Here is a 12,345-nt window from a genome sequence, read left to right on the forward strand (position 1 = left end):
ACGCTGTGAGAGGGCTCAATATATGTACAGTCATACACCTTCCTTCTCACAGACGCAAGGGAATAATAATGACGATAATAATTACTGATACTAACTGATACATATTTTTACTATAAAAAATTAAAACAAAAAAACCGTTTCAACATTTGAAACGGTTCTATATATAATTTAAATTAAAATCTATCTAAAATGCCGTTTCCTTACTGTTGCTAATGACAACAGCGATAATAGAAATGACAATAATATTTTTCTGATTCATAAAATTCATACTGCAAATGTATAAACTTTTTAATTACTCACAAGTTTTTTTCACACTTTTTATTTTTTCCGTAAAAAATGGGTGAGGGTTTCCTTTGTTTCAGCAACTTCATGGACTCTTAAAATTTTCGCCCCCTGCTCCAAAACTTTCATGTGAAGTTTTTGCGTTTCTTCATTGATATCCAAAGGGGATTTCCCAAGAGGTTTGTAGATAAATGACTTCCTGGAAATCCCTATCAACAAGGGAAACCTTCCGAATCCAAGATATTCAACCTCATGAATCATTTTCATCTGATCTTCTACTGTTTTTCCGAAGCCAAAACCGGGATCAAGAATGATGTCATTCACTCCTTTTTCTAAAAGTTCTTTTGTTTTTTTAGCAAAATATTGGTTCACTTCCAACGTAATATCTTCAAATTTTATTTTATCATGCATGGTTTCGTAGGAAGGATTTACATGCATCAAAATGTACGGAAGTTTTGTCTGAGCTGCTGTATCAAACATTTCTGCATCATACTGGCCTCCGGAAATATCATTGATCAGATCAATTCCTTCACTGAACCCAAACTTTACGGTTGCTGCATAAAAAGTATCAAGAGAAATCAGGGATTCCGGAAATTCTTTTTTGATCAGAGAAATAATATTTCCGATTCGGTTTATTTCTTCTGAAGCGCTTAAAAACTCTGCATTAGGACGTGTAGACTGAGGTCCGATATCCAGTATTTCTGCCCCATCTTTCAACAATTTTTCTGCATGTTCCAAAGCTGATTTTTCCTCATTGAATTTTCCGCCGTCAGAGAATGAATCCGGAGTCAGATTGAGGATTCCCATGATTTTTGGGGTATCAAGTTGTACTAAACGACCGTTACAGTTGATTGAGTAGGTTCGATCTGAGTGTTGGAGTGTTGGAGAGTTGGAGAGCATGGGAGTTTATAATTGATGAATGATAATTGGTAAATGATTTTGTATTCTGCAAAATTAGTGATTTATAGCTTTTAAGAAATAAATTGAGGCTGGAAGTTGAAAGATGGAAGCTGGAAGTTAGGCCAGACAATCAAACATCCTTACTCTCGAAGACTCCCACTCTTACCCCCAAAACCCATATCTCGTATCCCGTATCCCGTATCCCGTATCCCGTATCCCGTATCCCAAAACTAATCAAACTCTCAAACCCTCCGACTCTCCTACTCTCCAATCTTCTCACTCACAAACTCACCTCCTCAAATTCAAAAATCTAAAACCGAATTCGTATATTTGGAAGATTAAGAAAATTTATGCTAAAAACATCAGTACAGTTCGAGAAAGTTATCAGTCAGTGTCGTGATCTTTTCGGTAAAAAATTACAGGATTATGGTGCTGCATGGAGGGTGCTAAGACCGAGTTCCATTACAGATCAGATTTACATCAAAGTCAACAGAATCCGTACCCTTCAGATGACTGATAAAAAAATGGTGGATGAGAGTGAGGAAGATGAATTTATCGCAATTGTCAATTATTCTATTATTGGACTTATTCAGCTTGAGAAAGGTCTTTCCAATGATTTCAATGAAAATAAAGAAGAAATTTTAGGTCTGTATGACCAATATGCCAATGAAGCGAGAGCTTTAATGGAAAGAAAAAATCATGACTATGGTGAAGCATGGAGAGATATGAGAATCTCTTCAATCACAGATCTTATTTATCAGAAAGTATTAAGAACTAAACAGATTGAGGACAATCAGGGAAAAACAATCGTTTCGGAAGGACTTGACGCCAACTATTTCGATATGCTGAATTATGCGGTCTTCTGCCTGATCAAGTTCTCAGAAAAAGAAAATCAATTCGAACCCAAAAATATTTAATATGCTCAAAGGTTTATTACGCTTTATTATTGCTGTTATTTTTATCCTTTCAGGCTTTGTGAAAGCCGTGGATCTGGTAGGTTTTTCTTTCAAAATGGAAGAATATTTTGCTCCTCCTGTTTTCAACATGCCATTTTTAGAAAAGTTTGCCCTGCTGTTTTCCATTATCGTAGTGATACTGGAGCTTTTCTTAGGATTTATGCTGCTGCTTAAATTAAAGCTTAAATTTACCTTGTCCGTATTAATTGCCCTTTGTATTTTCTTTGGGTTCCTTACTTTTTATTCGGCGTATTTCAATGTCGTAACAGATTGTGGATGTTTTGGTGATGCCATCAAGTTTACGCCCTGGCAGAGCTTCCTTAAGGATGTTGTACTTTTGGTAGGATTAATCATATTATTTGTCTTATACAGAAAAGATTTCCGTAAAAAAGATGAGTACGGAGTGACCAAGAAAGAGTCTTCCCATACTTTTAAATATGTTCTTTTAACTGTTTTTTCTCTGGGCATGGTTTACGTTATGGCACAGGGAATTATGCATGAACCGATCATTGATTTCCGTGATTATAAAGTAGGAACAGACATTAAAGGTGAAAAAGTAAAAATCGAAAAAAATCCTTCTGAATACAAGACTTTTTACTCTCTGAAAAATCAGAAAACAGGAGCTGTTATCAAGGTAAATCAGGATGATTATATCAAAAAGACAGAATACTGGGCAGAAGGTTCTCCTTGGAAAATTGAGGAAGGAAAAAATGAATCTGTGCTGATCAAAGAAGGTTACAAATCTGAGATTGTGAAATTTAAGATTGAAGATCCTACAGGAATGGAGGTTACGAACGAAATCATCAATGCTCCAAAAGCTGTTTTGGTATTTTCTTATCATCCCAAAGATGTTCCTGCTGATCTGCTCCAGAAAGTGGAAGCTAAAGTAAATACACAGAAAGGAGCTCTAATCTATGGAGTTTCTACCTATCCGAATACTTTTAAAACGATTAAAAATGCAATGATGGATGGAACAGCCATCAAAACTATAGCGAGAAGCAATCCGTTTGTACTGATTCTTGAAAATGGAAAAATTATAGACAAACAGCCTGCAAAGGACTATATCAACTAAATACTTCACCGTAATGGACCAAAATTTCGATTATATTAATGAAAATTATATTACAGAAGATGAATTGTGTACTGTAACGGATATCAGTAAGGAGGATCTGGCTGCACTTATTCAAAATCAATTAGTACCACAGCCTTCTTACACTGTTTCCCGAAGTATCAGAATTACATCGTCTCTTAATGATGAGTTTGAAAGTGAGATTACAGAAAAATATTTCAGTAAAAACTGCATTTCTCTGGTTAAAAAGAATAAAGAATTGAGCGATATCCATCAGTATAAAGAAGAATTCAAAGAAAACTTCATTCGACATCTGATGAATCATCCCCATAAAGGTTTTGCTTATGACAGTATATTCAACACCTCTTCCCATGGACAGGAAAAGCTGGATGAAATATTTGAAAGTGAATGGGCTGCCTATTGTAATGGAATCTATGGGATTTGTACTCTACATTCTACTGAGGAAGAAATTGTAAAAAAGGAAATTGCAGTAAAAAAACTGATCCATTTCAATACAAAGTTTTCTGATAAAAAACTTACTACAGATGAATCAGAAGAACTGATCAAGCTGAGTGAAGAATTCAACGAAGTAACACAGAAATTCGCTCCTTATCAAAGAAAATCAAGCAGCAGAGGTAAGTATCTCGATAAAATTTTAGAAGAAAACAACTTAGACTATCTAGTAAAAAAATATTAAAAACATGCAAAAATCAAATAAATCAATTGCCGGATATCACTTATTAATGATCCTTTCTTCTGTAGACGGAGAGTTTGCTCCTGAGGAAGGAATGCTGGTACAACAATACCTGGCTGATGAATTTCCCTTCAGAATGAATCTTGACAATGAACTAGACACATTAGCTCTTTTGCAGCCTGAAGAATGGAAAGATCATTTTGAATTCCATGCAAGATGCTTCCATGATGATTCTACAGAAGATGAACGTGTAAAGTTTGTTCAGTTTGCAAAATCATTGATCAAAGCGGATAATAAAGTAACTGAAGAGGAGCATACGTTCTACGTTCTGCTGAAAAACCTTTGGGGATTATAATACTACAACCACTAAAAGTAAATCAATCAATATATAAATCTTATGAGAAGAAAAATAGTTGCAGGCAACTGGAAAATGAACAAAAATGTAATTGATGCACAACAATTGATGATTCAGTTACTAAGCTATAAAAACAACAATGCTACCAACTGTGAGGTTTGGATCGCTCCACCATCTTTATATTTAATGATGGCAAAAGACATCTTTGAAAAGGATGAAATCGGGGTATTTTCTCAGGATATGAGTGAGCATGAAAGTGGTGCTTACACTGGAGAAATTTCTGCTGGTATGCTGGAATCTATTGATGCTACCGGTTCATTGATCGGGCACTCTGAAAGAAGACAGTATCACGGAGAAACAGATTCTCACTGTAACAGAAAAATCAAATTAGCGCTTGACAAAGGTCTTATTCCTGTTTACTGTAACGGGGAAACTCTTGAGCAGAGAAAAGCAGGACAGCACCTGGAAGTGGTAAAAAATCAGACTGAAGTAGCGCTTTTCACACTTTCTGCTGAAGAGATCAAGAAGGTAGTGATCGCTTACGAACCTGTTTGGGCAATCGGAACAGGAGAAACAGCAAGCCCTGAGCAGGCACAGGAAATCCATGCACACATCAGAAGTATCATCGCTGCAAAATACGGACAGGAAGTTGCTGATGAAATTTCAATCCTTTACGGAGGATCTGTAAAGCCGGACAATGCAAAAGAAATCTTCTCTCAGCCGGATATCGACGGAGGTCTGATTGGAGGTGCTGCTTTGAAATTAGAGGATTTCTCTAAGATTATTGAAGGTTTTAACTAATATTGAAATAATAGGTGGCTAAAGTCTGTTCCTATTGATATAAAAACGGCGACATCTTCGATGCCGCCGTTTTCCGTTAAAAAAATCTAATTATTGAATATCGACTACGTACATAGTTCCTTTGTCTACCTTCCCTGTTTTAGGAAGAATCTTAGCTTTCGGGTTTCCATTTCCATCATCCACTACCCCAAAGTCATCATCATTGAAAACAGCCAGTTTATTATTTCCCAAATAAACGATTCCCTCAAACTTATCATGTTCATAGCCCAGTTTTGCAACCAGATCCACCGCTAATGTTTTTGAAACAGCTTTTATCCCCGCATTGGTAATCTCGTCCCATGAACACTGCTCTAAGGCTTTTCCATTGATTTTCATTCCGTCAACTGCATTAATGTCAGTTCCATTCACATCGGAAGCATTGCTCAGGTTGATTCTGTATACTTTTTTAATTCCTCCCTGGGATCCGAAATTTCCATCTCTTTCAATCACCAGAAATTCATTGTTACTTAAGGCTGTAATGTCACACACTGAATCAGAAGCGCCTCCGTCCTGCTTATATAAAAACTGTTTGGTTTGCCCAGTAATAATATCAAATGTGACAATTCTCGTTAAAGTAGTATTGGTTGCCAATGCTTTGCTGGGTACATGCATCATTGACTGTATGGTTCCTACCAGCGTTCTTCCATCCTGAGTAATACAAAGTCCTTCCATTCCTCTGTTGGCTCTCCTTTTCGCTAAAACGGCAGGTAGTTTTCTTGGTCCGGTATTTACACCTACCGGGCTTATTCTTTCCATTTCGATCCCGTCTGCACTATAATGAACGATGTGCGGTCCGTATTCATCAGAAACCCAGAATGTACCGTCAGCTGCTGCTACAATACTTTCGCTGTCTAACCCATATTGATCTGTCCCTAAAACATTTCCGGAAGCATCATAAGCTATTTCTCCGGTACTGCCCATTCCTACAGGGTTTGGTAATCCTGTAATAAGCTGCCCGGATGGATTTTTAAGTTTAATATATTTGATTACCTCTACATTTCCGTCAGCATTGATTTTAAAATGCATAATAGTAGGCGTAAAGTTAGGAGCAAGAAACTTTTTACCATTCTGGAAATCAGTATTCGGTCCTCTGTCTGTTATGACGTAGAATTCACCTTTTCTTGTGGGGTGAGCCGCCGCTCCGGAGCCAAATCCGCCATTGATGACATCTACTCCGTTGATCGTAGCCAGTTTTGTAAATGGAAATTCCTGAGGGAGTTTGGAATAATTAATATCCTGATTAATTATTGTGGTATCATCATCACTTTTACATGAAGCCAATACTGCCAGCACTACAGCAGACCATAGTAATTTTTTCATATTCACTTTTATGGCTGCGAAAATAGAGATTGATTATAAACTGATCTTGAATATAATGATAATTGTATTTTAACAATAGAATTATAAAATGATTAAGATTCTATGCAGCCAATGACAAAAATCAAATAATTTGACTTTTAAGACAGTTTCTTTTTTATGAGGATATGGAAACCACCCCGTCAAAAATTCTTTGAATTTTCGCCACCTCTCCAAAGGAGGGGAATTTTTACGTCTTCAGCGGAGAATTCCATAGGAATCTGAACAGTCAATACAGTTTAAAATCCAAAATTAAGCCAACAAAAAAACCGCACCAGATGGGTGCGGTTTCTTATGATTTTGCAATCAATTATTTTTTCTCAGTAGATCTTTGCAGAACCTCATCTACCATTCCGTAGCCTTTCGCTTCTTCAGAAGTCATCCAGTAATCTCTGTCAGAAGATTTTTCTACCCACTCATACGTTTGTCCTGAGTGGTGACCAATGATTTCATAAAGTTCCTGCTTCAGTTTCAGCATCTCTCTTAAGTTGATCTCCATATCAGAAGCAACTCCCTGCGCACCTCCTGAAGGCTGGTGAATCATTACTCTTGAGTGCTTAAGCGCAGAACGTTTTCCTTTTTCTCCGGCAACCAATAATACGGCTCCCATTGAAGCAGCCATACCTGTACAGATTGTCGCTACATCCGGCTTAATGATCTGCATCGTGTCATAAATACCTAAACCTGCATAAACACTTCCACCAGGAGAGTTGATGTAGATCTGAATATCTTTTGATGGGTCTGCACTTTCTAAGAATAAAAGCTGTGCCGTAACGATGTTTGCTACCTGATCATCAATACCCGTTCCCAGGAAGATAATTCTGTCCATCATCAAACGGGAGAAAACGTCCATCTGAGCAACGTTTAATCTTCTTTCTTCCATGATGTACGGAGTAAGATTCGTTGGGCCATACATTCCCATATACTGATCGGTAACCAAACCGTTGTTTCCTAAATGTTTTACAGAGAAATCTCTGAAATCTTTTTTAATGTCCATATTTCTATTATGTATTATTTTTATACTATTCTCGAAGTTTAAATTACAATATTTATTCCTAAAATTTTATAGGACTTTTTGTCACAGAATATGAAAAAAACTGACTTAAAAATTATCTTTTTCTATCTCCATAGATTCCTTTGATAGGCGAATATTCGATAATATTACTCAATCGCATGGAAGCCTGTTTCAATAAGGTAATCTTTTTGATGAGCTCATAGTACTTTACTTCATCAGTATCTCTGTACAGATCCAGCTCTTTATCTGTTTCTGTAATTAAATAATCAATATACCTGTATTTATGCAATAAAACATCTCCCTGGATCTGATCTGCCACTTTATCCCCGTAATTGGGAGGATAAATATTTCTGGAAGCCCAGTTTTCAAGATCGTCCAGCGGAATCAAGGCATCCACCACCTTTGTGGTAATCTCTTCATCCATAAAAGATACAAAAAAGTTTCCACTTCTGAGCTCATCTTTTTGAATTCCCTCTCTCACCTGAGTGATAATGATTTCATTGCCTTTGACTAAAAACGTATACTGTTCTTCTTCAAAATGATGAAGTATTTCCTCAATGACTGTAATCTGATATTCTTCACCCTGTTCATTTCTACGTTTCAGAATAATATCCCCAAATGCCAGCATGTGCTCTACAAGCTTGTTCTCCATGAACAGTACATCAAACAGGAAAGGATCTTCTTTTTCCTTTTCCAAGGGAACAATCTCCATCTTCGGAGCTGCCTTCTCTTTTTGCTGTTGCTGAACATGGTGGGTCTGATTCTGTGTGATCTGCTTCTGAACATCCAGTTCATTGAAAAGGCTCTGCTCAGAAAGTCCGAATTTATTGGAAACCTCTTTAAGGTAAACTTCCCTTTTCAGTGCATTCTGTACAAAAGAAACAGATTTTACGATATCCCTTATTGCTTCTGCTTTTTTAATAGGATCATTGCCAACATCCCTCAACAGGATTTCCGCTTTAAAGTCGATGAAATCCATCGCCTCATTTTCAATATACTTTTCTACATATTCCTGCGGATGTTTTCTGGCGAATGAGTCAGGGTCATCCCCATCAGGGAAAAGCAAGACACGGATGTTCATTCCTTCCGTAAGCAGCATGTCAATACTTCGGAAACTGGCTTTGATACCGGCGTTATCTCCGTCAAAAAGAATCGTTACGTTTTCTGTAAGCCTTTTTATCAGTTTGATCTGTTCCGTTGTCAAAGAAGTTCCTGAACTGGCCACCACATTTTCAATTCCGGACATATGAAGTGAAATCACATCCATATATCCTTCTACCAAAAGACAGCCGTTCTTCCTTGAAATTGCCTGCTTACTTTGGTTTAATCCATAAAGGACATTGGATTTATGATAGATCTCCGTTTCCGGTGAATTGAGGTATTTTGCAGTCTTAACATTATTTTTAAGAATCCTTGCCCCAAAACCCAATACTCTTCCGGAAAAACTGTGAATAGGGAAAATAACTCTTTCCCTGAAGCGGTCAACACCTGAAGGAGTATTTTCCGGGAAAATAGAAAGTCCGGATTTTTCAAGAATTTCTTTGTTGTACCCTTTTTCCAGTGCATAAGCAGTAAAAGCATTCTTTTTCTCCGGTGAATATCCCAACTGGAACTTTTTGATAATATCATCCCGAAGTTCTCTCTCTTTAAAATAAGAAAGTCCTATGCTTCTCCCTTCATGATCATCCCAAAGAATTTCCTGGAAATACGTATTGGCAACCTCATGAATTTTATATAAAAGATCTTTTTCAGTCTGTGCATGTTTTGCCTCTTCAGAGATTTCACGCAGATCTTCTTCAATTTCAATTCCGTACTTTTTTGCTGCGTGGCGAAGGGCTTCAGGATAGGTAAAGTTCTCAATTTCCATAAGGAAAGAAATTGCCGTCCCTCCTTTTCCGGTTGAGAAATCTTTCCAGATCTGTTTGCTTGGTGAAACAACAAAACTTGGAGATTTTTCTTCATGAAAAGGACTGAGTCCTTTAAAGTTAGACCCTGCTCTTTTCAATTGCACATACTCACCCACAATCTCTTCAACGCGGATTGTGGAGAATATTTTATCAATGGTCTGTTTGGAAATCATGCTGTAAAATTAAGTAATTTATGGAGAAGTAGGAAGTATTAAAGTAAGAGGACTTTAGTCTATTAGGAATAATAAATACAATCATAATTATACAATTTGCCATTGATTAGCTATTTTTGAACAACCATGAAATTGTTTGCCATGAAATATCTAAAAAGATTTTTACTTTTTATAATTACATTACTTATTCTATTACTTCTCTATTTGGAATTTGGAGGCATCTATATTTTAAATACTGATAATAAAAGAGAAATTGTATGGTATATGCGAAGTAGTAAAAAATTACCAGGAAACTTCGTCAACTTTTATAATACTGTGTATCCAAATTCTACATTGCAAAATTCATGGAATTTTTATATAAAATCCATTACTCACTCGAATTTACCTGCAAATGAATGCCCTTGCCGTCAAACTGGTAACAGAATTATGCCCATTCTGGATATTCAAAATAAATCAACATTAGATTATTTTCTTCTTATACGATATATTGAGCAAAATTATAGTCAGGAAGATTGTTTGAATTTTAATTTCAGTAATTTTGACTTCTTAAATAATAATAAAGGTATTGAACAGGTTTCTCGATCTGTGTTTAATAAACAGGCTGAAGAGTTGCAACCTCTTGAAATGGGAGAAATACTTGCTCTGTACAATAATCCCCGTAAAAGTAATCGCTATAGAAATCCTGAATATACAAAGGAAAGAGCAACCTATTTTTATAATTTATATTTAAATAATTTGAAAAAATAAAGATGAATTATTCCATCAATACAATCGAAGACTGGCAGGAAGTTGTTGACAGCATCATTCCGGAATTAAAACATAATATTCTTTTATTAAAGGGAAATCTGGGAGCCGGGAAAACTACTTTCACACAATTTCTGCTTAAAAATATGGGCAGCAAGGATGAAGTAAATTCTCCTACCTACTCTATTGTCAATGAATACAATACGGAAAAAGGGAAAGTATATCATTTTGACCTTTACCGCTTAAAAAACATTGAAGAAGTCTATGATATCGGAATTGAAGAATATCTGGACAACTCTTTTTTATGCATTATCGAATGGCCGGAAGTGTATGAAGAGGAGCTTTATGGTCTCAACTATCACACAATGAGTATTGTGAACACGGGTGAATACAGAGAAGTTTCATTCGATTAAATATTATGTATCTTTGCTCATTAATTGAGTGTAAATAACAATCTGTAAGACATAATTTAATTTAAGGATGAGTACAAATATTTTTACTCCTTTCACAGAAGAAGAATTGATGCCGAAAGAGGAAAAATTGGAGGTTATTAAAAAGGGAAAACAGTTCAGTATTGGAATTCCTAAAGAAACCTGTCTCAACGAAAGGAGAACCTGCATCACTCCTGACGCCGTACAGGTGTTGGTAGAGCACGGCCATGAGATTATTATAGAATCCGGGTCCGGGGAAGGTTCGTTTTTTACAGATTTACAATATTCCGAATCAGGAGCGAAGATCACCAATGATCCTAAGGAAGCTTTCGGACAGGATCTTATTCTGAAGATCAACCCTCCTACTGAAGACGAAATTGAGTATATGAAACCTAATACTTATCTGGTTTCAGCACTTCAGATCAACCTCAGGGATAAAGAATATTTCTTAAAGCTCGCAGAGAAAAAAATAAATGCCATTGCTTTTGAATTTATCGTTGATGAATACAAACAGCTGTCACTGGTAAGATTAATCGGGGAAATTGCAGGAACTGTTTCTATTTTATATGCTTCAGAATTATTGGCCTTATCAAACGGACTAATGCTTGGAGGTATTACAGGAGTAAGGCCTGCAGAAGTAGTAATTCTTGGAGCCGGAATTGTAGGTGAATTTGCTACAAAAGCAGCAATAGGTTTAGGAGCCAGTGTGAAAGTTTTCGACAACTCTTTATCAAAGCTGAGAAGACTTCATACGATTGTTGACAGCCGGGTACCGACTTCCATTATTGATCCTAAAGAACTCAGCAAAAGTTTAAGACGTGCTGATGTGGTGATTGGAGCGCTGCCAAGATTGAACATGACTCCTATCGTCACTGAAGATATGGTGATGAAAATGAAAAAAGGCAGTGTCATTATCGATATTACCATAGATAACGGTAAAGTTATTGAAACCTCTGAACTCACTACCATGGAAGATCCATATGTCATCAAACACGGTGTCATCCACTGCGGACTTCCGAACCTTACTTCAAGAATGCCAAGAACTACCACGAAGGCCATCTCGAATTTCTTCCTTTCCTATATTTTAAATTATGACGAAGAGGGCGGCTTTGAAAACATGCTGATCCGCAAAAACGAAATGAAGCAGAGCTTATATATGTACAAAGGAAGACATACCAAGAAGATCATCTGCGACCGTTTCGGACTTACGTACCACGATATCAATCTTTTAATTTTCTAATGAAGAAACTGAAATTTTATGCAATAGGCTTCGTTCCGGGGCTTTTGATCGTATTTTTTATTTTAAACAAAAAAGGGGCAAGCTGCAGCGGCTATCTACCGAACAGCCGTGTTATTGCTGAAAGCCTTTCCAAAGAGTTCAAATATTCTGACGAGGCTAAGAGCGCAATGGCAGCCTATAAGATTGATGAGAAATTTATAAAAGACAGCATCATTACCAACGGGAAAGTAGATTTTGACCGCAGCCATGCACAAAAGAAACCCTGCCCAAGCTATCTTTTAACCTATCCCGAAAAAAATCCGTCTTACGAGATCACCTATGAAAAATGTGAAGAAACGGTGATGGTAAACAGCCTTAAAAAACTTAAATAGTTTTAATACCAT

General features: G+C 36.6%; 13 protein-coding genes. 9 read left to right on the forward strand and 4 right to left on the reverse strand.

Translation table 11 applies throughout. The features are described 5' to 3' along the window. Positions 1–318 precede the first annotated feature (318 nt). On the reverse strand, positions 319–1,182 hold the full coding sequence (gene folP / locus FN817_RS19715) for a dihydropteroate synthase (RefSeq protein ID WP_142719429.1): 864 nt from the start codon (positions 1,180–1,182) through the stop codon (positions 319–321). 350 nt (positions 1,183–1,532) lie between these two features. Between folP and FN817_RS19720 the strand changes: the two genes are divergently transcribed. From FN817_RS19720 to tpiA, 5 genes are read left to right on the forward strand one after another with little or no spacing between them, the layout of a single operon-like run. Further along, positions 1,533–2,099, forward strand: a complete 567-nt coding sequence (locus tag FN817_RS19720) for a DUF1599 domain-containing protein (RefSeq protein ID WP_142719430.1) — start codon at positions 1,533–1,535, stop codon at positions 2,097–2,099. Between the two features lies 1 nt (position 2,100). Then, positions 2,101–3,210 (forward strand): BT_3928 family protein, encoded by a 1,110-nt coding sequence (locus FN817_RS19725; RefSeq protein WP_142719431.1) that lies wholly within the window; start codon positions 2,101–2,103, stop codon positions 3,208–3,210. Between the two features lie 13 nt (positions 3,211–3,223). Beyond that, complete coding sequence (locus FN817_RS19730; protein ID WP_142719432.1) at positions 3,224–3,904, forward strand: DUF6058 family natural product biosynthesis protein; 681 nt, start codon at positions 3,224–3,226, stop codon at positions 3,902–3,904. Positions 3,905–3,908: 4 nt separating this feature from the next. Continuing rightward, positions 3,909–4,256 carry a TerB family tellurite resistance protein gene (locus tag FN817_RS19735; RefSeq protein ID WP_142719433.1) on the forward strand — a complete coding sequence of 116 codons (348 nt, stop codon included), beginning with the start codon at positions 3,909–3,911 and terminating at the stop codon, positions 4,254–4,256. Positions 4,257–4,298: 42 nt separating this feature from the next. Beyond that, positions 4,299–5,057 carry a triose-phosphate isomerase gene (gene tpiA, locus FN817_RS19740; protein WP_142719434.1) on the forward strand — a complete coding sequence of 253 codons (759 nt, stop codon included), beginning with the start codon at positions 4,299–4,301 and terminating at the stop codon, positions 5,055–5,057. A gap of 90 nt (positions 5,058–5,147) precedes the next feature. Here tpiA and FN817_RS19745 read toward each other — a convergent pair whose 3' ends face one another. From FN817_RS19745 to dnaG, 3 genes are all read right to left on the reverse strand, one after another. Continuing rightward, positions 5,148–6,416 (reverse strand): esterase-like activity of phytase family protein, encoded by a 1,269-nt coding sequence (locus FN817_RS19745; RefSeq protein WP_142719435.1) that lies wholly within the window; start codon positions 6,414–6,416, stop codon positions 5,148–5,150. A gap of 346 nt (positions 6,417–6,762) precedes the next feature. Continuing rightward, a complete protein-coding gene (gene clpP / locus FN817_RS19750) occupies positions 6,763–7,449 on the reverse strand; it encodes an ATP-dependent Clp endopeptidase proteolytic subunit ClpP (RefSeq protein ID WP_034726592.1) in 687 nt (228 codons plus the stop codon). A 112-nt stretch (positions 7,450–7,561) separates the two neighbouring features. After that, positions 7,562–9,547, reverse strand: a complete 1,986-nt coding sequence (gene dnaG / locus FN817_RS19755; RefSeq protein ID WP_047423715.1) for a DNA primase — start codon at positions 9,545–9,547, stop codon at positions 7,562–7,564. A 141-nt stretch (positions 9,548–9,688) separates the two neighbouring features. Between dnaG and FN817_RS19760 the strand changes: the two genes are divergently transcribed. The 4 genes from FN817_RS19760 (at position 9,689) to FN817_RS19775 (ending at position 12,333) form a co-directional block, all read left to right on the forward strand. After that, positions 9,689–10,294 (forward strand): transglycosylase domain-containing protein, encoded by a 606-nt coding sequence (locus FN817_RS19760; protein ID WP_167498901.1) that lies wholly within the window; start codon positions 9,689–9,691, stop codon positions 10,292–10,294. 2 nt (positions 10,295–10,296) lie between these two features. After that, positions 10,297–10,704 carry a tRNA (adenosine(37)-N6)-threonylcarbamoyltransferase complex ATPase subunit type 1 TsaE gene (gene tsaE, locus FN817_RS19765; RefSeq protein ID WP_142719437.1) on the forward strand — a complete coding sequence of 136 codons (408 nt, stop codon included), beginning with the start codon at positions 10,297–10,299 and terminating at the stop codon, positions 10,702–10,704. Between the two features lie 67 nt (positions 10,705–10,771). Continuing rightward, a complete protein-coding gene (locus FN817_RS19770; protein WP_142719438.1) occupies positions 10,772–11,962 on the forward strand; it encodes an alanine dehydrogenase in 1,191 nt (396 codons plus the stop codon). Beyond that, positions 11,962–12,333 (forward strand): DUF4258 domain-containing protein, encoded by a 372-nt coding sequence (locus FN817_RS19775; RefSeq protein WP_047423718.1) that lies wholly within the window; start codon positions 11,962–11,964, stop codon positions 12,331–12,333. The genes FN817_RS19770 and FN817_RS19775 overlap by 1 nt, the downstream gene beginning before the upstream one ends. The last annotated feature ends 12 nt before the right edge of the window (positions 12,334–12,345 follow it).

Source organism: Chryseobacterium rhizoplanae (genome assembly GCF_900182655.1).
Classification (GTDB): Bacteria; Bacteroidota; Bacteroidia; order Flavobacteriales; family Weeksellaceae; genus Chryseobacterium; species Chryseobacterium rhizoplanae.